The 20515-nt window shown below is 63.6% G+C and carries 23 protein-coding genes; 11 read left to right on the top strand and 12 right to left on the bottom strand.

The genetic code is table 11. From position 1 onward, the window contains the following. Nucleotides 1-103: 103 nt before the first annotated feature. The 5 genes from MPPM_RS27535 to MPPM_RS27520 all read right to left on the bottom strand — a co-directional run bounded on the left by MPPM_RS27535 (nt 104) and on the right by MPPM_RS27520 (nt 4013). A complete protein-coding gene (locus tag MPPM_RS27535) occupies nt 104-760 on the bottom strand; it encodes a MobC family plasmid mobilization relaxosome protein (RefSeq protein ID WP_096488131.1) in 657 nt (218 codons plus the stop codon). Between the two features lie 148 nt (nt 761-908). Further along, the gene (locus tag MPPM_RS27530; protein WP_162296286.1) at nt 909-1799 is read right to left on the bottom strand and encodes a DUF3991 and TOPRIM domain-containing protein; all 891 of its coding nucleotides are present in this window, start codon (nt 1797-1799) and stop codon (nt 909-911) included. Further along, nucleotides 1799-2077 (bottom strand): hypothetical protein, encoded by a 279-nt coding sequence (locus MPPM_RS28440; protein ID WP_162296285.1) that lies wholly within the window; start codon nt 2075-2077, stop codon nt 1799-1801. The genes MPPM_RS27530 and MPPM_RS28440 overlap by 1 nt, the downstream gene beginning before the upstream one ends. A 107-nt stretch (nt 2078-2184) precedes the next feature. Continuing rightward, nucleotides 2185-3273 (bottom strand): ParB/RepB/Spo0J family partition protein, encoded by a 1089-nt coding sequence (locus MPPM_RS27525; protein ID WP_096488129.1) that lies wholly within the window; start codon nt 3271-3273, stop codon nt 2185-2187. Then, entirely contained in the window at nt 3270-4013 is a 744-nt protein-coding gene (locus tag MPPM_RS27520) for a ParA family protein (RefSeq protein ID WP_279658857.1), read from the bottom strand. The genes MPPM_RS27525 and MPPM_RS27520 overlap by 4 nt, the downstream gene beginning before the upstream one ends. A 762-nt stretch (nt 4014-4775) precedes the next feature. Here MPPM_RS27520 and MPPM_RS27515 point away from each other — a divergent pair. Further along, on the top strand, nt 4776-5399 hold the full coding sequence (locus MPPM_RS27515; protein WP_096488135.1) for a recombinase family protein: 624 nt from the start codon (nt 4776-4778) through the stop codon (nt 5397-5399). 26 nt (nt 5400-5425) lie between these two features. On the opposite strand, the gene MPPM_RS27510 is transcribed toward MPPM_RS27515, so the two are convergent. Continuing rightward, nucleotides 5426-6286, bottom strand: coding sequence for a helix-turn-helix domain-containing protein (locus MPPM_RS27510; RefSeq protein ID WP_096488127.1), 861 nt, complete (start codon nt 6284-6286; stop codon nt 5426-5428). A 2-nt stretch (nt 6287-6288) separates the two neighbouring features. Further along, nucleotides 6289-6879 carry a ComF family protein gene (locus MPPM_RS27505; RefSeq protein WP_096488126.1) on the bottom strand — a complete coding sequence of 197 codons (591 nt, stop codon included), beginning with the start codon at nt 6877-6879 and terminating at the stop codon, nt 6289-6291. Between the two features lie 454 nt (nt 6880-7333). On the opposite strand from MPPM_RS27505, the gene MPPM_RS27500 reads away from it, so the two are divergent. Beyond that, nucleotides 7334-7594, top strand: a complete 261-nt coding sequence (locus MPPM_RS27500; RefSeq protein ID WP_015449245.1) for a hypothetical protein — start codon at nt 7334-7336, stop codon at nt 7592-7594. Between the two features lie 206 nt (nt 7595-7800). Here the strand turns inward: MPPM_RS27500 and MPPM_RS27495 are convergent, their stop codons facing one another. The 4 genes from MPPM_RS27495 to MPPM_RS27485 form a co-directional block, all read right to left on the bottom strand. Then, the gene (locus MPPM_RS27495) at nt 7801-8133 is read right to left on the bottom strand and encodes a TrfB-related DNA-binding protein (protein ID WP_244573604.1); all 333 of its coding nucleotides are present in this window, start codon (nt 8131-8133) and stop codon (nt 7801-7803) included. Between the two features lie 198 nt (nt 8134-8331). Next, nucleotides 8332-8790 carry a hypothetical protein gene (locus MPPM_RS28360; protein WP_157914330.1) on the bottom strand — a complete coding sequence of 153 codons (459 nt, stop codon included), beginning with the start codon at nt 8788-8790 and terminating at the stop codon, nt 8332-8334. A 56-nt stretch (nt 8791-8846) separates the two neighbouring features. Beyond that, nucleotides 8847-9671: a DUF932 domain-containing protein gene (locus tag MPPM_RS27490; RefSeq protein WP_096488125.1), complete on the bottom strand. Its 825-nt coding sequence runs from the start codon at nt 9669-9671 to the stop codon at nt 8847-8849. Nucleotides 9672-9852: 181 nt separating this feature from the next. After that, nucleotides 9853-10647 carry a hypothetical protein gene (locus MPPM_RS27485; protein ID WP_096488124.1) on the bottom strand — a complete coding sequence of 265 codons (795 nt, stop codon included), beginning with the start codon at nt 10645-10647 and terminating at the stop codon, nt 9853-9855. A 404-nt stretch (nt 10648-11051) separates the two neighbouring features. Here MPPM_RS27485 and MPPM_RS27480 point away from each other — a divergent pair, with 404 nt between their 5' ends. Together MPPM_RS27480 and MPPM_RS27475 are read left to right on the top strand one after the other, a co-directional pair. After that, nucleotides 11052-11432 (top strand): type II toxin-antitoxin system RelE/ParE family toxin, encoded by a 381-nt coding sequence (locus MPPM_RS27480; RefSeq protein ID WP_096488123.1) that lies wholly within the window; start codon nt 11052-11054, stop codon nt 11430-11432. Further along, the gene (locus MPPM_RS27475; protein WP_096488122.1) at nt 11416-11745 is read left to right on the top strand and encodes a helix-turn-helix domain-containing protein; all 330 of its coding nucleotides are present in this window, start codon (nt 11416-11418) and stop codon (nt 11743-11745) included. Before MPPM_RS27480 ends, MPPM_RS27475 begins: the two co-directional genes overlap by 17 nt. A gap of 210 nt (nt 11746-11955) precedes the next feature. Here the strand turns inward: MPPM_RS27475 and repC are convergent, their stop codons facing one another. After that, nucleotides 11956-13266 carry a plasmid replication protein RepC gene (gene repC, locus MPPM_RS27470; RefSeq protein ID WP_096488121.1) on the bottom strand — a complete coding sequence of 437 codons (1311 nt, stop codon included), beginning with the start codon at nt 13264-13266 and terminating at the stop codon, nt 11956-11958. A gap of 810 nt (nt 13267-14076) precedes the next feature. Here repC and MPPM_RS27465 point away from each other — a divergent pair. The 7 genes from MPPM_RS27465 to MPPM_RS27435 all read left to right on the top strand — a co-directional run bounded on the left by MPPM_RS27465 (nt 14077) and on the right by MPPM_RS27435 (nt 20387). Beyond that, nucleotides 14077-14427 carry a hypothetical protein gene (locus tag MPPM_RS27465; protein ID WP_157914329.1) on the top strand — a complete coding sequence of 117 codons (351 nt, stop codon included), beginning with the start codon at nt 14077-14079 and terminating at the stop codon, nt 14425-14427. A gap of 27 nt (nt 14428-14454) precedes the next feature. Continuing rightward, complete coding sequence (locus tag MPPM_RS27460; RefSeq protein ID WP_096488119.1) at nt 14455-15198, top strand: lytic transglycosylase domain-containing protein; 744 nt, start codon at nt 14455-14457, stop codon at nt 15196-15198. 126 nt (nt 15199-15324) lie between these two features. Then, nucleotides 15325-15729 (top strand): TrbC/VirB2 family protein, encoded by a 405-nt coding sequence (locus tag MPPM_RS27455; RefSeq protein WP_096488118.1) that lies wholly within the window; start codon nt 15325-15327, stop codon nt 15727-15729. Then, nucleotides 15730-16068, top strand: coding sequence for a VirB3 family type IV secretion system protein (locus MPPM_RS27450; RefSeq protein ID WP_096488117.1), 339 nt, complete (start codon nt 15730-15732; stop codon nt 16066-16068). It abuts the gene before it with no gap. Then, nucleotides 16061-18454 carry a VirB4 family type IV secretion/conjugal transfer ATPase gene (locus MPPM_RS27445; RefSeq protein ID WP_096488116.1) on the top strand — a complete coding sequence of 798 codons (2394 nt, stop codon included), beginning with the start codon at nt 16061-16063 and terminating at the stop codon, nt 18452-18454. The genes MPPM_RS27450 and MPPM_RS27445 overlap by 8 nt, the downstream gene beginning before the upstream one ends. Nucleotides 18455-18480: 26 nt before the next feature. Further along, nucleotides 18481-19173, top strand: coding sequence for a type IV secretion system protein (locus MPPM_RS27440; RefSeq protein WP_157914328.1), 693 nt, complete (start codon nt 18481-18483; stop codon nt 19171-19173). A gap of 236 nt (nt 19174-19409) precedes the next feature. Continuing rightward, nucleotides 19410-20387, top strand: a complete 978-nt coding sequence (locus MPPM_RS27435) for a TrbL/VirB6 family protein (RefSeq protein WP_157914327.1) — start codon at nt 19410-19412, stop codon at nt 20385-20387. Nucleotides 20388-20515: the final 128 nt, after the last annotated feature.

Raw genomic sequence — 20515 nt, 5'->3', positions numbered from 1 at the left:
TTGAGGAAGCCGAAGGGCTGAACTCTCCTCGCCTGCCCTCCAGAACAGCGGGAGGCTTCGCTAGTGAGGGTGACGGGACACTATAGGCTTGCACCGTGCAAGCCTATTCCCCTTCCTTGAAGCGCCCCGGTCGCCGTCGCGGTCTGCGCCTCCTCGCCTCCTCGGCAAAGCTTGCTCGCGCATCCTCCCGTTCCACCGCGCCTAGCGCAGCCGTAGGCCGGTCTTCGTCCGGTAATCCCCAGTAATCGAAATTACCGCTCATCACCGCTACAACGCGGCGTGCCTCGAAGCGCAGCAGCTCAACGGCTTCCCGCGCAGCCGCACCTTGGTTCGGCGGATACACCCCGGTCTGAACGGCGACGTTGAGGGCGTGTGCGATCTGGTTGACGTTGTTCCCGATCGCGCGAAGCTCCCGAAAAAGAGTGCGCAGCTCCTCGATCTCGGCCGCGTTCCATTGAGGCCGACGCGCCAGATGGACGATCGCAAGTGATCGCAGCCAATTCGCCGGGCTGGTCCCCTGCCCCTGGGCGGCTTCTGCCAGTGCGGCACGCTCCGCCGCTTTGAGCCGGACTCCGATCTGCGCGCCGGTTCCAACGCCTTTCGGTATAGTCGGCGCATGCCCCGTTACGGCCTCGGACACGAGTCGGCGCAGCGCGGCCGACGCGCCCCCGTCAGTGGCCCGTGCCTGCGTCTTGAATGCCTTGGCGAGGTCCGCCGGCACCCACGTCGATAGAAGCTCTTGTCCGTTCCGTCCGCCCATGACGGCCACTGTAATACATTGCTCCCATCAAACATATCCTGCCCTAGTCCCAAGCCAAAGAACTTCGTTCTTCGCCTTGGTCCTCGGCGGGCGAGAGGAAAGGAACGGGAGGCGCGGACACCTTGCACGGTGCAAGGTCAATCCGTCGTCAGCGACCCGTGAGTTGGGCGTTCCAGTCCTTGGCGATCGGGCGCAGTCTGCCAAAGCCAGCGCAGGCGGTCGCGGCCAGGTCATGCAGCCGATCGGCCAGCAGTTCCCCGCCCCTGCCCTGATCCGTCGCCGCGACGAGCCGTGCTGTCCTTGGCAGCAACTGCCGCATCGCGTCGGCCGTCCTTGGACCGAACCCGCCCCCTGTCGAGACGTAGGCGGTGCTATTCGGCCATGTCTCCAAGGTGGCGAGGCTCAAGGCGTCGATCCAGCTTTCCGTCACCGCGATCCGCTGCGCGCTCGACAACTCCCCGATCCAGAACAGCGCCTTGTCACCGCCCTTCGCAAAGCCCTTGTATTGCGGCCCGCGCATTTCCCAACCACAGGGTTTGCCGGCACTGTCCCGGTGAAGCGCCCAAACCGTGCCGTAGATACCTTCGCGCAGCAGGTCCGCCCCCAAGGCCCGCTCGATCGTCGCGACAGGCAGGCCGCGCCTACCCATCATGTAGGCCCAACCCTGCGACCCCGGCGCGACCCGGTGCGCCCGCCTCCAGGCCTTGGCGGCGTCCAGCGGAGCAGGCGGAGCCTTTTCCCGATGGCTCGGCCGCATTTCCGGGGAAATGCCGGCGAGCGGCCGGAGCGCCTTGCGGGCATGGCCCAACGTGCCACCCCATAGGTGCTGCGCGAGCGCCAGCACGTCGCCGCGTGCGTCGTTGAGCGGATCGAACCAGCCTTTGCCGCTGTGGGTGACGATGACGATCTGCGCGGGACCACCACGATATTTCGCAGCGTGAGCGGTGCTTTCGGCCGCGTCCAGTTCCCAACCGGCATTCTCGAGAACGGCTCGGCAATCGACGCGCGCGCGCAGCTCGTCCAGCTCGTCGTCGTGCATCAGTCGTACCGCCAATCGGTGCGCCAACGCACAGGCGGGGGCATCATGCCAACGGTCGGGTCCATCTTCTCGGCGCAGTAACTGTAACCGCCGAACAGGACCGCGGAGACGAACGACACCAAGGCGGCCGATCCGGCATCGGCCCATGCGCCATTCCAGGCAAAGAAGATCGCGACGCCGGCGCCTCCAATGATCCCCATCGACAAGGGAAAGAGGATGAACAGGCGGGCGAACGGGATCGTGAGGATGATGAATCCCCAAAACAGGAAGCGGACCACGCCCCAGCCAATCCACAGCGCACCAAGGAGAAGCCGCCTCGCCAAGGTAGCGAGGCGGCGGACGGGCGAGCTAGATCCTCTGTAGGTCATAGCGGCCCGCCTTCCCTCTACTCGATGCGGACGATCCGCAGCTCGGCGGCGTCCACTTCCTCGATGCCGGTTGCGTAGGCGACCAGCGCAGAACCCTCGCGCTCGCCGCGCCGATCCACCACAAGCCGCCCTGTCTCGCCGTCACCGACCTTCACGATGAAGACAGGCGTGCCTTTCCCGGCCGGGGCAGAGGTCTGCGACGCCTCGCGACGGGCATCCCATTCCGCCTCGATCGACCGTTGCGGAGCGGCAGGAACAGGACTTGCACTGTGCAAGGGCTCCGAAGGCTGACGAACGGGGGCAGGGGCTTCCTCCCGCTCTGGCTCACTCTCGCGGGCGGGAGGGGCGACAGGCGAAGCAACGGGAGCAAGGGGCGGCTCGGAAGCCGGCGCTGGCCGATCCAGAACGATGCTGCCGGTCGGCTTGCCCGTGATGCTGCCGATGATGCGCCGTGCTTCGGTTATGGTGATAAAGGTTTCGGCGTCGGGCAGGGCGTCGATGATCTCGGCCGGCGTCTTTCCCCACTGGCGGAACAGGTCGTAGAGCGCGCGAATATCGGCGTTGTCGAGACGATCGCGCAACTCGGCGGGAAACTTGCCGACCTGCTTGAACGCCGCGACCTGATAATCCTTCAAATTGCAGATGACGCCGATCTGCTTGTTGTTGTGCTTGTCGGCCGAAAGCTGCTCGACGGCTGCGGCAAGCTCGCTGTTGGTGAGGTTCGCCCGCTGCTGGTTCTCGATCACCTGGGCGGCATAGTCGTCCTCGCTGGCGGCCCGCACGATCGCCGGAATGTCGGCCACGGCCGCCAGCTTCGAGGCGCGGAAGCGGCGTGCTCCCATCGCCAGCATATAGCGTCCGTCCACGGGCGGGCGGACGACGATCGGCTGCACCACCCCCTTGAGCTTGATGGACTCGGCCATGCTCTCAAGCTCGGCCTGGTCGAAGCTCTTGCGGGGCTGGTCGGGGTCTTCGTCAATGTCCGCAAGAAGGATGCGCAGAGCCTCGCCCTGTCCCTCGCCGGACGCGGCGCGCAGATTGCCAAACGAGGCGGCGGCAAAGGACGCGCGCGGCTTGGCGGTGCTCTTGGTCGTCTGCTTGCTCATTCGCCCAACTCCATCTTCTGCGCGATCGTCGCGAGGACACCGCGGATTTCCTCGCCCGCGTCACGCGCGGCAGCTCCTTTCATGTTCCACACGGCGTCACTTTCCCCCGCCGATCGCGAATAAAGGTCACGTTTCGCGACGACACCCGGAAAGAGAAGTTTGCCGACTTCCCCCGCCAAGCTCTCGAAAAGCTCACGCTCGCGGCGGCTCTTGCGATCGTAGATCGATGGTAGCAGGCCAAGAAAGAGATGGGGGGGGCGCTTATAATGCTGCGCGACGCCTTTCATGGCGCGCAACAGCTCGGTCACGCCCTGAATGGAATAGTCGTTCATGCCGATCGGCGCGATAACCGCGTCGGCCGCCAGCAACGCCCCGAAAGTGCGGTTGGTCAGCGCCGGTGGCGTGTCGATCACACACACGTCGTAGTCATCGGCGTTCAGCGCGAGGCTATCGCGGAACGTCTCGATGCACTCCCGATCCGCGCCCTCGACGCCCAGCAGCTCGCGGGTCGATCGTGTCACGGTCAGCGAACCGACGCTCGGAACCTTGGTCGGCTCATCGAACAGAGCGACGCTTTCCACGCGCCCGACATACGCGCCGAGGGTCTTGGTGAGGTTGGCCTGTTGATCGAGGTCGATCACCAGAGTGCGTAGGCGCTCTGAGAAATACCACCCTGCATGGGCGACGATGTTGGTCTTCCCGACACCGCCTTTCTCGTTCATTACCACTAGCGTTTTCATAGATCGTCCCTGCATGGACTGGCCGTCGCCGCAGCGGTTGCCGCCGCCTTGGAGCCGGGCCGGCTCACCGGAGCCGACACAGACAGATTAAAGGCTAGGCGCTGTTTCGTCAATAGATGTAAAGGCGTCTTGGACATTTATTTTACGGCCAGTCTTGCACCGTGCAAGCCCTTTCCTCTCTTGCACCATGCGGACCGGCCTTCACAGACCACGATCAAGATTTCGCCGAGTGTATCGGGTGGGACGTTGGTCATGGTGCGCTCTTCCTTGATGCACGGGGTGCAGGCCCCGCCTGCACCCCTGCCTCGTGGCGAACAGCGGGGGGCGAGGGGGGCAAGGTCGAGCTGACCGGGTGGTGCGGGCGCAGGGAGCGCAGCGACTGAGCCACGGCCGGTCTGGTCGGCCTTGCTGGGGGGAGGGGGTCGGAACCCCCTTCCCCCGACCGGCGCGTCTGCGCCGGCAGGAACCTGGTCGAGATCCGCGCCAGCGGTTCTCGGCCCCGCCAGTCGGATCGTCACCGACAGGCCGAGACCGCTCGCGGGCTCGGGGAGCGAAGCGACTAGAGCCGCGGTGCCGCGCACAGCGCGGCAGGCGCCGCCAGTTCGTTTGCTCCTATCGGAAAACGAGGGTTTTTCGACACCCTGGCCCTACCGACTACAAAAAGCCGCTTGACCAAGTAGAATCCATCGGAAACCCTATCGGAAACCTACCCATCGGAAACGGTCAGGTCTCGACGGGTTTTCGACGGAGGTGGCGACCGAGATGACAGGACTAATCGGCTACGCACGCGTTTCGACCGCTGAACAAGAGACTGCCTTGCAGCTCGACGCCCTCAAGGCGGCTGGCTGCACGCGCATCTTCTCTGAGAAGGCGTCGGGCGCGAACCGGGGACGGCCGGAATTGACGGCCGCGCTCGACTACATGCGCGAGGGCGACACGCTCGTCGTTTGGAAACTCGACCGCTTGGCGCGTTCCCTGTCGCAACTCATTGAGACGGTGGAGGGCTTGCGGGAACGCGGGATCGAGCTGCGCTCGCTCAACGAGACGATCGATACGTCTACCAGCGCGGGCCGGCTGACCTTCAACCTGTTCGGCGCGCTGGCCGAGTTCGAGCGCGACGTGATCCGCGACCGAACGAGGGCAGGCCTGGAGGCGGCAAGGGCGCGAGGGAGAAAGGGCGGACGGCCGCGCAAGCTGACGGAGAAGGATTTGGTCGTGGCGCGGGCGATGCTGTCGGGCGATCCACCAGTGTCGTTCGCGGAAGCGGCACGCCGGCTCAAGGTCAGCCCAGCGACGCTCTATGGCTATTTCCCGGTCAACCAGCGACCGGGTTCGATCAGGGTTCCCACCGACCCGGAGCTACCCTTGGAAGTGCCCGCCGCCTAGATGGCGCTCATAATGAAGCTTGGGAATTAGCTCATCGCTTCATGTACGTTCATCTCGACTCGAAGCCCTGCCATCGCCGCCATATTTACTAGCGCGTCGAGCCCGAACACATCGGCTTTGCCGCGGGTAAGATCGGAAATGCGTGGTTGGGTGACACCGAAAACTTTTGCGGCTTGCGATTGGCTTAGGTGAGTACGAACAATGTGCTCTTTAAGGGCCGTCATCAACGCTGACCGCAGCCTCATGCTTTCAGAGAGCGCCGGACTTTCTTCAACTCGGCTCGAAGGCTCGGAAACAACCGCCGTGTCATCTAATTTCGCCAGCGGCGCGATAGGTTCGAGCGAAAGCTGTTCTTGAGATATGCCCGCTATCTTTAATGAAAGACCAATTTTTTCTTCCGCCTTTGCTCGCGCATGGGCCGACATAAACGAGACTAAATGCTCTAGTCCGGCTTTATCCGAGATGGTGACAAAGTCCTTGTTCTTATTGACGAAGACAACTGACTTCTTTTTCGAACGCAAAAGCTCGATGACGTTGCTTAACGTCCCCGTGCTTTTACAATCCCAGATCATCAATCCATAGTCGCTACTACGCGCCATTTCTATGTCTTTGGCTGTGAAGAAGGCGCGACTCCCCGCTCTGGCGTTCGACTGGACGCGACGGACAGGCCATTCAGCGACGTTATTCCGGGGCTCGTCGCCTGTGCAGTAGACCGTAACCTTGTCAGCCTGATAGGTCTGCAAGCATTGCTGGATGGAGGTGTCTGCACCATCGGCATCGCCAACAACTACATCGAAGGATGAACCAACAATCTTGCTGATCCGTTCCTGCACCTTTTCGTGCAAGCGGCTTATAGATATCGATCCTGCGATGAATACTGTCGTCATTTCTACTTCCACGTTATCGATGCGGCATAGACATGCTTTATCTTGTTATAAGTCTTTAGAGCCTTGCAGACCGCATCCATCGTTGCCCCCGTATCAAACAGATCATCAAACAAGAGAGCATTCCAGCAGCCCTCATTCGTGATTTCCGGGTTAATACTGAACCGCCCCTCGAGGGCTGCATCCTTTTCTTCGCGCGAGTGCATGTTCTTGAGCTGGGAGCTGCCTTGCGGGGCAGGTGCTTTAACCACGATGTTGTTGAACACGGGTATGTTGGTAATGCGGCCCAACTCCTTAGCCAATTCGTCAACCGGCTGACGGGCGCGCGTGGTTGACGCCGGCATCGGGACGATCAGACCGATCTTGCCTAATAGAGGCAGCAACGATGCCTGCACTTGGGCCGCCAAAGGAGCAACTTGGTTCCAATCGCTTCGGTATTTGAGCTGATAGAGCGCCTCTCCTGGCTCTGATCGGGTGGTATCAAAGCGAGGATGTCCATACTCGTCATCGCCCAAATAGACGCTGGACAGGGTATGCTTGTGCAAGGCGTATCCGAGCCGCCAGCTTCCTTCGAGTTTCTTGACCTGAACCTGCATAAGTGGCGTCCCTCGCGCCGTTATCCCCTTCCGCTAGGAAGTCCGACACCGGCAACCCATACAAGATTTTGTATGGATGGGCAAGAAGGATCGGTAGGTGTAGGCGCTTGCAATCATAGCGGCGTGTGCTCGCAAACAGCCTGATTTCCTGCTCACGCTTTCTGCCACTGGCGGGGAGCGTCCTGCTCGAATTATCTGCCAGTGTGCTCGCCATCATCCGGCGCTGCTTGCAAACGGGGCGTTGTGCTCACGCTCCGTGCCAATGGGCTCTCCAAACCCGTAGCCGGCAAGCGCTTTTGCGAAGCAGGTTTCCAGAACAGTTCTGACAAGCGGCGGGCCGCAGAAATGCGTTGTCGTCATGGCCCGCCCGCGAGGTCGTCAGAAAGGAAGGTTTTCGCGAACAGGGCCGGCGCGTCGTGCTAGGCGATGGAACCCCGCAAGCGGACAGGATGCGATGACCAGGACCGAAATGCTGGAAACGATGAAGCGTCTCGACGCCCATGCGAACGCCCTGTTGCTTACCGGGGCCTCCGATATCGATCTGCTCGGCGGCATGTTCGACGTGATGCCCGACTTCAAGGCGTTGCTCGACGCCGGATACGGCGGTGAAATCGACAAGAACGCTGGTCGCTTCCCCGGTTTGCATCGCTACGCCGTCATGCTCTCCAATGTCGCCGAGGGGATCGCGGAAGGTTCCATCCGGGTGCCGCGCTGACGCCCTGTTTCGCTGGCAGGGGATGTGAGCAGACCTTTATGATTGCGAGCAGCGCAGGATGATGTCGAGCACATTGGCAGATAGCGCGAGCAGATCGCCGAGCCGGTTGTCAGATAATCCGAGCAAAAAAAGGCTCTGTTTGCAAGCAAACGCCGCTACGATTGCAAGCACCTACAGGTAGGTGAGGAGGCTTACCTCAATCGAAGTCACTCCGATCCGGAGCTACCTTTGGAAGCCCCGGCGGCATAGTCGGCGCGCGCCTTCTCGGCCATCGCCTCGACCTGCATCGCGAGTTCTGGCGGCAGCCAGATCTCGATGCGCCGCCACCCTGTCGGAACCTCCTGAGCCGCAGCGCGGAACCGCTGCACGATCCCATGCACGCGCTGCCGCGTCATGCTGTGACGGCTCGCCGCTTCGGAAGTCTTCATGCCGTCGACCAGGACCGCTCGGGCGATTTCGACGGTATCGAGCGCGAGGCGTCCGACCAGTGGCCGAAGCGCGTCGAACTCTTCCGCTGTCATGGTCGGCCCGCTCGCCATTCCGCTTTCCTCTGTCGCTCCATCGGTCCGTCAAGAGCTGTAAATGCAACATATCTCTTTGTTGACGAAAAAGCAGCCCCCTGGCTCACACGTCTGCGCGCCATCGCCGGTAGAGGTCGACCATAGACACGACACGAATGACGGGGCGACGTTTGGGCGACGTTCACGTTCCATGATGATGCCTTTCGGTTTGGTCGATCAAATATCAAGTTCAGCTTGCCAGTAGTTGGCAGGCTCGTCGCCCTCTGTTCCTTGCCAGACGATCCGCCCGTTTTCGTAGATCGTGACAAATCCCCTTCGATCGACGACAGGGAGAGGGGTTTCGCGCTCGGCGAAATTGAAGCATCGCGAGCGCGCCACGGTCGCGGCAAAGGTTGGGGAACCGTTCCAGCGCAACAGCACGCGGTCACAGGCGCCGCTCGGCTCCTTCACCCGACGCCGCGCCAGGCCGAGGCGGAATGCCTCGTAATCTTGCGTCTCGCGCTCGCTGGGCGAACTCCAATACTGACAGCGAGCGCAGCTCGCCCCACTTGGCAAAAGCGGCGGCTCGGCCGCCCTGCTGTTGTGGCCGATCGCCGGTGAAGCGGCGATCGGCCCGCGCGCGGGGTTCCTGTCCTTGATAACGGGGTTCGATAGTCGGCGAGGGCGCCTTCTCATGTCTGACTCTCCGGAAAAGGGAGCCGGGCACGGCTTTGGCCGTGCCCGGCGAGGGGTCAGGCGCGGAGGCGGCGCATTTCGTCGGCCAGCACCCAAAGGGCGCGGTTGAGCTTCACGCTCTGGTCGATGCCGTTGACAGGGCGGGTCCGCGTCCCGCGCCCGCGAGGGGTGCGGCCAGTCAAGCCGCCCTTGGTCAAGTTCTCCTGTACGCGATTGAAGGTGGTCCAGAGGTCAGAACCGCGATCCTCGAAGCGGCGCGGGATCAAAATCTGCGCGTCGGTGATCGGGGCAGGGGCTTCGTCGTCATATTTCAGAGCCAGCGCCGCACGCGCGAACGCACCCTGTTCGCCATCAGTAAGGCGCAGCGCCTGCATCCCCTCGCGCTGCTCGTTCGCGGCCTCGAAGCTGTCGAGCACCGTGAAGGCGCCCTCGATGACCTGACCGATCACATCGCCTTTATGGGGCACGCGAAAGTCCGCAAGGGTGTCGCCACACACCATGCCGTTCTGGCAGACGAAGCGGAACATGCCGGCAAGCATCTGATAGCTGCTGGTGCCGTCGTGGCTGTTAAGGAGGATGATCTCGTTCGCCTCGCGGCCGACGATCTGGTCGGCATGACGCAACCGGATCATATGCTTGGTATGGTCGCGCTTGGCCTCGTTCCGCACGCGGGTCTGAACAACCATGAAGGGCTCGAACCCTTCCTTACGCAGGCCGCGCAGAACGTCGATCGTCGGAATGTAGGTGTAGCGTTCCGAGCGACTGCCGTGGGGCTCGGCGGCGAAGATGGACGGTGCGACGCGGGCGATTTCGTCATCCGCAAGCGGTCGAGCGGAACGAAGGGCGGGGCTGCGCTTGGCGAAATTGCTGGTGAGTTGCATGGGACTAACTCCTGCATGAGTTGGCCGATTGGGACGCGGTTGCCGCCGCATCCGAACCGGGTCGGTTCCTCGAACCGACAAGTAGAGAAATAGCTTAGCGACGCGAGAATGTCAATGGATGTAAAGGCTGCATGTATATTTATTTACGGCGCTGCGCCTTGCATGGTGCAAGCCCGTCGCCTCAAAAGGCGAAGGCGACTTGCCCGGTCGCACGCTCGGTGAAGGTCGCAGCGTCACCCGCCTCGTACCTGTCGCGCCCGGCGACGGTCCATGTCAGGAAACCGGCCCTGTCGTGCTTGAACCATCCGGCCTCGATGCCGAGTATCCGCCCCCAAGCGCGCGCCTCGGCGTCCACGGCACAGCCAGAGTTGATCGGCCAATGCTCCTTGCCGCTATCCTGTCTGCATATTGTCGGGCGGGAGAAGGTGCGCAGGATCGCGGCGCGGTCGCCGGGCTCGGGGCTGTCGATCGCGCACATGATCTCGCGCGCCGCGACCGTGCTGATGTAGCCGCAGCCAGCGGCGGCATCGTGCGGAGAGAAGTCGAGGCCATAGACGACGGCCCCCGCTATGTCGCGATCCGTGGTGAAATGCCGGGTTGCCAACAGTTCCCGCCATTTGCCGGCCATGACGAGGTCTACGGCGTGCCACCATAGGCCGGTGCGCTGTTTGCTGACGCCGTGGGCGTTAGGCGCGCCGTTCGGGTCCAGCTCCATACCCAGCTCGGCCGCGACGCGCTGCACGAACGGATGATCGCCTAGCAGCGGGTGCATCAAGCCGATGCGCCGTCCCTCCTCTCGCGCCTCGCTTACCTCGATCGGGAAGCGGAACAGCCGCGACGGGAGATTCCACGGCGCGGGTAGCTCCATTTTGGACGGAACGGTCAGGCTATGATTGAGGTCGAGAACGAAGTCGTTCGGGGCAAAACCCTTGTCGATCAAGATTTCGCCGAGTGTATCGGGTGGGACGATGGACATGGTGCGCTCTTCCTTGATGCATGGGGTGCAGGCCCCGCCTGCACCCCTGCCTCGTGGCGAACAGCGGGGGGCGAGGGGGGCAAGGTCGAGCTGACCGGGTGGTGCGGGCGCAGGGAGCGCAGCGACTGAGCCACGGCCGGTCTGGTCGGCCTTGCTGGGGGGAGGGGGTCGGAACCCCCTTCCCCCGACCGGCGCGTCTGCGCCGGCAAGAACCTGGTCGAGATCCGCGCCAGCGGTTCTTGGCCCCGCCAGTCGGATCGTCACCGACAGGCCGAGACCGCTCGCGGGCTCGGGGAGCGAAGCGACTAGAGCCGCGGTGCCGCGCACAGCGCGGCAGGCGCCAACCAATCAGCTTGCGAATATGCGCCTGTGTGCTATAGTTCTGTGTGTTATAGGGTCATGGCGTGCGGATATTCAAAACCAAATGGATGGTGCGGTTCGTCCGACGTGAGCGGATCAACGACGCGAGCTTGGAAGAGGCGATCGAGAGGGCCGAGCGCGGAATCATCGACGCTGATCTGGGCGGCGGGCTCATCAAGCAGCGCGTCGCTCGACCTGGCCAAGGCCGATCGGGCGGATTTCGCATGATCGTGGCTTATCGAACAGAGGATCGGGCGTTCTTTCTCTACGGCTTTGCCAAGAACGAACGCGAGAACATCGACGATGACGAATTGCAGACCCTCAGAGACATTGCCGCCGACTTGCTGACCCAGGCCGATAGCGCCCTCGATGACGCCGTGAACGCCGGCAAGCTACAGGAAATCGAAAATGGCAAAGAAGCTTAGCAACCTGACCGCAGCCCTGCTGGAAACGGCCGACGATCTGCACGATGCCGGACTGCTGAGCGCCGGCACCTATGAGAAGATCACCGTCCGCCACCTGGGGCCGAACGCGCCGCCTACGGCTGCGCCGATCACCCCGGAGGAAATCCGGAGCGTGCGCGAAGGAGCGCATCTGAGCCAGGCCGCGCTTGCCAGATACCTGAACCTGACGACCGGCTATGTCTCGCAGCTCGAACGCGGGACGAAGCAGGCTAAGGGACCGGCGCTCGCTTTGTTGAACGTCATTCGCCGCAAGGGCATTGAAGCTCTGTCGTGAAGCACAGGCATGAAAGCTTGCGCCCTGTTTGAACGCCGCTCGATCTTGCACGGTGCAAGACGCTCGGCGCCGACAGGCACGCGAACAGAAGCCCTGTAACTCGGCGCGGATTCTGCTACGTTTATCCGTGTTCCGGCTCCTGCATGAGCCGGCGCACTGATCGAGGCCCGAGGGGTTGCCGCCCTTCGGGCCTTTTTCGTGACCGGTGGATCAATGCGGCTCCCCTTTCAGACCATCGGCCAAGCCGAACAGCGTGCGATCGAGCCGAAGCTCGCCGCGTTCGTGCAGTTCGACCATTCGGCGCATCAATCCGCCCGGTGATTTCACGTCGCCGGCAGCATGGCGCGCAGAAATCGCGGCGAGCATCGTCACGGCCTCGGTCTGGCCGAGCGTGGTACATGCCTGCCCCCAAGCGTGCTGCGAGATTCCCAGCTCCGATCGAACCATCCAGCTCGCTTCCAACAGCTCTCGCCATGATGGCTGCGGGCCTGTTGTCCAGCTTTGAAAGGCCGGTGCGATTCTCAGGATGAAGTCGGTCGTCACGACGAATCCGCGCAGGGCACTCTCTCGTCTTCCTTCCCTCTTGTCCGTTTTTACAGGCGCAGCCTCCACGATATTTGTTCTTGGGGTATCGTGTTGATTGGCTGCGCCTCTTCGGATGACTCCGGGCCGACTAGGCCCGTCCGCTTCTGTATTTGCTTTAGCAATAGAAGGTGGGTTTGTAGGTGTAATAGCTGGCCGATTTTCCGGCCCCTTGGGGTCAGTATCCACAGGATCGGACACCGCATGATCGGCGTTCTGATCCATCTGTTCCGCAGGTTCGGCCGGCGTCAGCGCCTCGACCGCGGCTTCATGCAGCTCGTCCAGCTCCGACAGGATCGCCGCCAGGTGCCGCGGGTCGTAGCTGCCCGAGCGACGCCCCGCGATGCGGTAAGCTTCGCTTGCGACACCCTGCCAGTCGCCGGCGGCACCACCGTCCTGACCCAGCTCGGTGAGAGAAAGGATGCGGTTGCGCACGACGATGATCTCCGATCGCAGCCGGCCGGCTTCCCGGCGCTGCTCAGCATGGGCCGCGGCGATCTGCTCGAACTCGGCCTTGCGGACGGCGAGGGGAGTCAGGTCGAAGCCATAGGCGCTGGTCACGCGGCCGGCGTGCCTATGGCCGTAGCGCTGGCCGTTCGGCGCGTCTCGCATCTCGAACAGACCCAGCTCCTGGCCGACGCGGATCAGCGTCTTGATCTGCGTCCGGCCTAGATCGAGCGCGTCACCCAGCGTCGCGTTGCTCGGCCAAGCCATCACCGCTTTACCCGACCAGTCGGCCGCGAACGTGCGGCCGACCAGGTAGTCCACAAGGTCCACCAGACGGCGGGGTATCCCCAGAGCATTCGAGGCCCGCTTGAAGGCGCTGAGCACCTTGCCGGGGGTCGTGGGGTCGTAATCGCCGCCATAGGCGGCCTGCGCGCTCAACATGCGCGCGGTTATCTTGCGCCGCCCTGTGGGCGTCGCGGCAGACTGCATCATCTCTCGGTCCTTCGGGGTTGAAGGAGCCTTGGGAAAAGGGCGCAGGCCACCGTTGAGAGTCTTGACGCCGATCGTTGGCGCCCCTACTCTCTCAAGTGCAAACAGATTGTCGGTCAGGCGGCCTGCGTGACCTCTTCAGAAAAAGCCTCCGTTGGCGCGGGGGCTTTTTCGTTTTCCGGCTCGGGCTACGTCACTCGGGCGAATCCCCTTTCAAAAAAACGTCGATAACTCTCACGATGGCGCGCGAACCTGTGCGCGTCAATTCGGACATAGCGATCGACCCTTCTGCACGCCTCGGCGAAGCCTCGCCGCGCTTCACAACCAGAATCAGCCGCACCGGCGGAGTTTAGGTTTGCGAGGCGTTTTTTGCAAAACACCTCTATCGCGCCATTCCATTATATCGCGAGTGACATTCCGGACACGCTGCTGCGTCCGTCGCTCATCCACGCTCCCGCCCGCCGGTATTTCACTGTTATTGCTTGCTTTTTTTCCATTTTCCATGCGCTTCATAGAGCGGATAAACGGTTGAATCCGCCCTATGAAGAAAAGCGTTTTGATAAAAACGCCATTCCGTTTAGTGTCGGGAAAACGAATTAAGGTAGGAGAGAATCGCTTGGTGCAGCGCCTCCCTTCAATGTCGGCTCGCAAGCACCCCTGCTTCGCTGTTAGACACGAAGCCAGGGGCAGCGTTCGTCAAGGAGCGATTCGACTCGCTCCGGGTTCTCCGATCGATGGTGCGCGAAGTGGCATCGGATCGGCGGGTCTCGGGGAATCTGTCCGCATTGAGGTTTCCGCCCTCGGGCGATCAACTTGCGGGAGCGCCCGTTGGCGACAGGGCTACAGGAAGGAGAAATCAGGGAAGAGCTGCAAAACGGCGGCCACCTGCGCAACGTCCTCATCATCACCAAGACGATCGGGGATGCGGCGGAACATCTCGCCTATATTCGGCCGAGCTGGCGGCGCGAGTTCCTGCCGCTCCGCACCTGGGCGGACAAGGACGATCGCACCTACCGCGATCTCAACCGCCTTCTCGCTCTGCTCCGCGACGACTTCGGATATTACGGGTTCATCGGCCTCTACATGGACGGCGACCCTGACCTGGCACGCTATCGCTCCTTCTCGGACAGCGAGGGAGCCGGCGGGAAGGCGCCATCTCCCTAGTCAGTCGGAAGGCCAAGGAAGGGCCTCATGATCCTTCCGCTGGCCGTCTTCACCCAGCTCGCCGCAAGCTGCGGGCCTTCCGTCCACGTCGATACGCTCGCAGCCATCGCCCGCACGGAAAGCGGCTTCCACACCGGCGCCATCAACGACAACACCGGCCGTCGCCGCTACCTCCCGCGATCCCGCGAAGAAGCCATCGCCCTCGCGACCGACCTCATCGTCGCCAAACACCATTCCGTTGACCTGGGACTGATGCAGGTCAACAGCGCCAACCTTTCCGGCCTCGGCATGACGGTCGCCGACGCCTTCGACCCTTGCAAGAATGTTGCCGGCGCAGCGCGCGTGCTGACCGCCGCCTACCGTGTCCCCGCAGCGGGCCAAGATACGCAACCGGCGCTCTTACAGGCACTCTCGCGCTACAACACCGGCCATCCCGCTCGCGGCTTCGCCAACGGTTATGTCGCCAAGGTCCAGGCATCGGCCGAACAAGTGGTGCCGGCGATCCGGCTGAGTGGCGAGGCTCCAGGTGGACAGGAGGGTGAGCAGGGAACTGCCGCGCCGCAGCTTCCCCCGCCGCCTCCGAACTGGGACGTGTTCGGCCAAGCTCGTTACGCGCGCCAGTATGGAAGCTCCGTCTTCGGCGGATCGCGACCGATGCCGCAGCCCGTTCCATCCGCCGCCCCGGCCTCGTCGCCTGCACAGGCAGCGCCGGTCCAGCTTCAACCCGTCCAGTTGGGAGCGAGCGTCAATGTCGCTGCATCGCCCCGATAACGGTGATCGTCACCCATCCCATTCATCGGGGCGCTGCCAGGCCGCCCCGGCGATCGGACGATGCGCTTGCACCGTGCAAGCCGCGTCATCGCCCCTGTCGCCTGCTCAACCAAGTGAGGGCATTTTATGAAATCCACCATGCTCAGGTTGGCGGCGTCACTGGCGCTCGTGCCGTCGCGGCTCGACAGTGCGGTACGGGGGGCGGCGTCGCGATGCTTCACACGGGCGCGCCAGCTCGACGCGCGCAGGACCGCGGTGTTCGCCTTGGCGGCGCTGGCGATGACAGCCCTCGCCGATCCCGCCTTCGCGCAAGCCGGCGGCGGACAAGGCGATATTACGACCTTCTTCCAGAACGCGGTCAATATCATCACCGGCAAGGCCGGTAAGCTGATCGCGGTTCTGGCGATCTGCGTCGTCGGGATCGGCGCGATGATGGGTGCGCTGTCAATGCGCGCGGCCGGCGGCGTGATCCTCGGCGTCATGCTGGTGTTCTCGTCGGCTTGGATCGTCAACCAGATCATAGGCCAGTAGATGGCGCGGGGTGAGCTAACAGAGGATGCGCTGTTTCTCGCCTGCACGCGGCCTGCGATGTGGCAGGGCGTGCCGCTGGAAGCACTTGCTGTCAACGGGATGGCGACGGGGATCATCTTCGTCCTCATGTCCAACCCATTCTACCTGCTCATCGGTCTGGTCATCCACTACACGACGCGGGCACTCGTCAGCCGCGACTACAATATGTTCAAGACGCTGCGGCTTTGGACCGAGACCAAGGGGCGGGCGCGTAACAAGGACCGCTGGGGCGGCTCGTCGGTGAGCCCCCTCCCGCTCGGGCCGGCGCGCAAGGCGCGAGAGGTCCGCGTCCATGTTTAACCTCTCGGCTGCGGCGCGCGAACGCGAGCCCGACACCTACGTTCCCTATATCGGTCATGCCACGCCGGGGGTGCTGCTGCTCGATGACGGCTCGCTGATGGCGATGCTGCGTCTGGACGGCGCGGCGTTCGAGACGGCGGACCCTCTGGAGGTCAACGCCCGGCACGCGCAGCGCAACATTCTTCTTCGCAACATCGCCTCCGAACAGATCGTGCTGGCAACGCATGTGGTCCGTTCGCTGGCGGATGGGACGGAGTACCCCGAGGCCGAGTGCAGGAGCGCCTTCGCGCGCGAACTGGACACTGCCTATCGCGACCGCCTCATGGCGAACCGGCTCTTTCGAAACGAATTGTTCCTGTCGGTCGTGCTGCGCTCCGCCAGCTCGGCCGGGGTGGCTGAAGGCAACATCGCGGCGCTGTTCGCGCGCCGCAAGCGTGGCGATCGGAGGCGGGCCGCATCGCCGACGAACCTCGAAGCGATCGGCAACGTCGTCTCGACGCTGGTCTACGAGCTGGGCGCCTATGGCGCTCGCCAGCTTGAAATGCGCGAAGCGAACGGAATCATGTTCTCGGAGTTGGCCGAGGCGCTGCGCCTGGTGTTGACCGGCGAGCACATGCCGGTCCCGCTGGTAAACGGCCATCTCGGCGGGGCGATCTACACCGATCGCGTCATCATCGGTCGCGAGGCGATCGAAATCCGGGGAGCAGGGGGCTCGACCTTCGCAGCCGGCTTCGGGCTGCGCGAGTATCCCGCGACCACTTGGCCGGGCATGTTCGATGCCGTGCTCGGCGCGCCCTATCGGTGTGTTCTCACGCAGTCGTTCGGCTTCCTGAACAAGCAGGTCGCGCAGAACATCATGTCCCGCAAGCAGAACCAGATGGTGACGGCCCAGGACAAGGCCGCCAGCCAGACGGCGGCGCTGACCGAAGCGGCCGACATGCTCGCCTCCAACGCCTTCGTCATGGGCGATCATCACCTGACGCTCGTCACCTTCGCGGACGGCCTCGACACCCTGCGCCAAACCGCGGCGCGGGCGCGGCGCGATCTGGCGGAAAGCGGCGCGGTCATCGTCCGCGAGGATCTCGCGCTGGAAGCCGCCTATTGGGCGCAGCTCCCCGGCAACATGCGGCTGCGGACGCGGCCGGGAGCGATCAGCTCGCGCAACTTCGCGGCGATGGCGAGCTTGCATAATTACCCGGCGGGCGTCGCGCACGGGCATTGGGGCGAGCCGGTCACGGTATTCCGGTCCACCGGCGGAACCGGCTACCGTTTTCATCTTCACGCCCCGACCGACACGGTGACGGACCTCGGCAACGTGTTCGTCGCCGGCCCGGCCGGGTCGGGCAAGACGACGCTCGTGCTGTTCCTGCTGGCGATGGCGGAGCGCCAACGCGCGCAGGTCGTGTTCTTCGACAAGGATCGGGGCGGCGACATTCTCGCGCGCGCCGTCGGCGGGACATATCTCGTCCTGCCAGCCGGAGAACCATCGGGCCTGGCACCGCTCAAGGCGCTCACGACGGCACCCGCCGACGTCGAGTTCCTGAAAGAGCTGGTCAAGGCGCTCGTGCTCGAGAACGGCCGTGACATGCTGCCCGAACAGGAACGGCGGCTTGAGCTGGGGGTGCGGTCGGTGCTGGCGCTGCCGGCGGAAGCACGCTCGCTCGGCGAGCTGCGCGCCTTCCTCGGCCAGTCTGACCCGGAAGGGCCGGGGGCCAGACTCGACAAATGGTGCAAGGGCGGGGCGCTCGGCTGGGTGCTCGACAACGACGAGGACCTGGTGTCGCTCGATGCGCCCTTTCTCGGCTTCGACGTGACGGCGGTTCTGGACGATCCGGTCACGCGCGGGCCGATCCTCTCCTATCTGTTCCACCGGGTGGAAAGTCTGCTCGATGGCCGTCGCCTGGTGCTGGCGATCGACGAGTTCTGGAAGGTGCTGCTCGATCCGGGCTTCCGCGATCTCGTCAACGACAAGCTCAAGACGATCCGGAAGCTCAACGGCCTCGTGATCCTGGCGACGCAATCGCCGGCGGACGCGCTGCGCAGTCCGATCGCGCACAGCATCATCGAACAATGCCCGACACAAATCCTGCTCCCCAACACACGGGCGGACGCGGCCGACTATCGCGACGGGCTCAAGCTGACCGAACCCGAATATCTGGCGGTGCGCGAAGACCTGACGGTCGGCGGCCGACGCTTCCTGCTCAAACAGGGCAACGCCTCGGTGGCCTGCGAGCTGGACCTGACCGGCCTCGATGACCTGGTGGCCGTCCTTTCCGGACGCGCGAGCACGGTACGCCTCATGGAACGATTGATCGCGGAAGTCGGGCCGGACCCGGCGGCCTGGCTCCCGCTGTTCCGCCGGCAATGGCGGTCGGCAGCAGCTTGAACCCTGGGCGAGAGGAAGGAAACGCCATGAAGTTGCGTAGATACATGCTGGCCGGCGCCGCGGCGCTGGGGCTCATCGGGACGACGGCCGGACCGGTCACGGCACAGATGGCCGTGGTGGACGTTCGGGCCATCGCACAGGCGATGCAACAGGTCCGGCAGCTTCAATCCCAGCTCGCCCAGCTCCAACAGACCTATGCGGCCATCGCACACTTGCCGCAGGCCGAGCTGAACCGGCTCGCCCAACAGCTCAACACCAACCAGTTCCGCAACCCGCTCGGCACGTCGTCGGCGAATATCGGCGGATTGCTCGACGGGTCGGGAAATCTGGCGCCGGGGGCGCAAGCCTACCTCGACCGGAACAAGGTCTATTCGCCAACCGGGCAGGACTTTCAGGCGCAGCAGATGGGGCGCAACGCGACCGGCATCGCCAACACGCAGGCAATGGCGGCGCAGCTCTATCAATCGGCTGCATCTCATATCCAGACCTTGCAGAGCCTCGAAGGTCAGCTCACCGTCGCTCCCGATGCGAAGGCCGTCGCCGATGTTCAGGCGCGCATCGCGATGGAACAGGCAGCGTTTCAGGGCCAGCAGCTCCAAGCCCAATCGCTCGCCATGTGGCAGGCGGCACAGGAACGGAACCAGGATCAGCGCAACGACGAAATTCGTCGGCAGCAGATCGACAATCTGATTCAGCAGGCGAAAGCGCACGGGGGCTGACGGTGGAAGAGCCTTGCACCGTGCAAATATGGTGGGCGCATCCGTCGAACCTCGCACTGATGATGCTGGCGGGTTTCGCCTTCGTCGTTGGGACGATGGCGACACCGAACCGGTCCCCGGCGATTGAAGCCGGCCAAGATCGGGGATAGCCGGCGATGAACGACATTCAGTGGCAGGTCTTCGCCTACATCGTCTCGAAGGTAGAGACACCGCTGATGACCGCCGTGGCGAGCGTGATGAACGCCTTCCTGACGTTCGTGGCGGCGCCGCTCAAGGTGGCCCTTGTCCTCTACATCGCGCTCACCGGCATCCTCATCATTCGCGGCGAGACCAACGAGGCCGGCGCTCCGCTGCTCGGTCGCATCCTCAAGATGGCGCTGGTGGTGTGGGTCATCACCGGCGCCGGCATCTACCAGCAATATGTCTACGACTTCTTTTTCACGACCTTGCCGACTGGCCTCGCGAACGCGCTCACGTCCGGGGGCCGGGCGCAAACGATCACAGCCAACAGCTTCGATCAGGTGTGGATCAAGGCATGGCGGGCGGGGCTGGAAGTCTGGCGGACACTTTCATGGAAGGATATCGCCGAGAAGGCGGTCATCGTTCTGTTCTGGTTCGTCGCGATCATCTCGACGGTCTTCTGCTTCGCGATCTGGATGATCTCGCGCGTCCTGCTTGCGCTCTATATCGCGATCGGGCCGCTGCTGGTCGGCCTGGTCCTCTTCCCGGCGACGCGCGCGATCTTCGAGCGCTGGATCGGCTCACTCATCTCGTGCGTGATCCTGCAAATCACGACGATCGTGCTGCTCTATATCGTCCTCCAGGTCGAGGCGGAGGTGGTCGGCCAGGTCGCAGCGCTCGGGTCGGTCGACTCGATGGCGATGATCCAGGTGCTGCTCGCCGGCGTCATCTTCTTCGCCGTCGCGGCCTTCGTCGCCTTCCAGCTCCCCGGCATGGCATCCTCGCTCGCCGGCGGCCTGCACTTCCATGTCGGCGCAGTCGCCCGGACGATGCAGAACACCATCGGTTCGTTCGGCCGAAATCGACCGGACGGAGCGGGTGGCACCTATCGCGAAGGTCGCAGCGGCGCACTCGGTCTCGGCCACTATGCCGGATCGTTGGCCGGGCGCGGCGCGCTCGCAGGCGGACGCGCGGTCTACCAGCGCGTCCGCCCGACCACCGGCGGCTCTCTTTCCGATCGCGGCCCCGGATAGGCGCGCTCACGCGCGTCAAAGCCCGGAGTCCGCCCAAAGCCAGGAACAAACGATGATCCGCCGGTTCTATTTCGCCCTTTTCCTCCCGGTCCTGCTGGCCGGCTGTGCCGGCCATCCACTTGCGGAAG

It is taken from the genome of Methylorubrum populi (genome assembly GCF_002355515.1).
Classification (GTDB): domain Bacteria; phylum Pseudomonadota; class Alphaproteobacteria; order Rhizobiales; family Beijerinckiaceae; genus Methylobacterium; species Methylobacterium populi_A.
This window is presented reverse-complemented; position numbering and strand designations above follow the sequence as displayed.

Coding starts and splice junctions, on each gene's coding strand:
- MPPM_RS27535 (WP_096488131.1), bottom strand. CDS start 760: ATGGGCGGACGGAACGGACAAGAGCTTCTATCGACGTGGGTGCCGGCG.
- MPPM_RS27530 (WP_162296286.1), bottom strand. CDS start 1,799: ATGCACGACGACGAGCTGGACGAGCTGCGCGCGCGCGTCGATTGCCGA.
- MPPM_RS27525 (WP_096488129.1), bottom strand. CDS start 3,273: ATGAGCAAGCAGACGACCAAGAGCACCGCCAAGCCGCGCGCGTCCTTT.
- MPPM_RS27520 (WP_279658857.1), bottom strand. CDS start 4,013: ATGAAAACGCTAGTGGTAATGAACGAGAAAGGCGGTGTCGGGAAGACC.
- MPPM_RS27515 (WP_096488135.1), top strand. CDS start 4,776: ATGACAGGACTAATCGGCTACGCACGCGTTTCGACCGCTGAACAAGAG.
- MPPM_RS27510 (WP_096488127.1), bottom strand. CDS start 6,286: ATGACGACAGTATTCATCGCAGGATCGATATCTATAAGCCGCTTGCAC.
- MPPM_RS27505 (WP_096488126.1), bottom strand. CDS start 6,879: ATGCAGGTTCAGGTCAAGAAACTCGAAGGAAGCTGGCGGCTCGGATAC.
- MPPM_RS27500 (WP_015449245.1), top strand. CDS start 7,334: ATGACCAGGACCGAAATGCTGGAAACGATGAAGCGTCTCGACGCCCAT.
- MPPM_RS27495 (WP_244573604.1), bottom strand. CDS start 8,133: ATGGCGAGCGGGCCGACCATGACAGCGGAAGAGTTCGACGCGCTTCGG.
- MPPM_RS28360 (WP_157914330.1), bottom strand. CDS start 8,790: ATGAGAAGGCGCCCTCGCCGACTATCGAACCCCGTTATCAAGGACAGG.
- MPPM_RS27490 (WP_096488125.1), bottom strand. CDS start 9,671: ATGCAACTCACCAGCAATTTCGCCAAGCGCAGCCCCGCCCTTCGTTCC.
- MPPM_RS27485 (WP_096488124.1), bottom strand. CDS start 10,647: ATGTCCATCGTCCCACCCGATACACTCGGCGAAATCTTGATCGACAAG.
- MPPM_RS27475 (WP_096488122.1), top strand. CDS start 11,416: ATGGCAAAGAAGCTTAGCAACCTGACCGCAGCCCTGCTGGAAACGGCC.
- repC (WP_096488121.1), bottom strand. CDS start 13,266: ATGATGCAGTCTGCCGCGACGCCCACAGGGCGGCGCAAGATAACCGCG.
- MPPM_RS27460 (WP_096488119.1), top strand. CDS start 14,455: ATGATCCTTCCGCTGGCCGTCTTCACCCAGCTCGCCGCAAGCTGCGGG.
- MPPM_RS27455 (WP_096488118.1), top strand. CDS start 15,325: ATGAAATCCACCATGCTCAGGTTGGCGGCGTCACTGGCGCTCGTGCCG.
- MPPM_RS27450 (WP_096488117.1), top strand. CDS start 15,730: ATGGCGCGGGGTGAGCTAACAGAGGATGCGCTGTTTCTCGCCTGCACG.
- MPPM_RS27445 (WP_096488116.1), top strand. CDS start 16,061: ATGTTTAACCTCTCGGCTGCGGCGCGCGAACGCGAGCCCGACACCTAC.
- MPPM_RS27440 (WP_157914328.1), top strand. CDS start 18,481: ATGAAGTTGCGTAGATACATGCTGGCCGGCGCCGCGGCGCTGGGGCTC.
- MPPM_RS27435 (WP_157914327.1), top strand. CDS start 19,410: ATGAACGCCTTCCTGACGTTCGTGGCGGCGCCGCTCAAGGTGGCCCTT.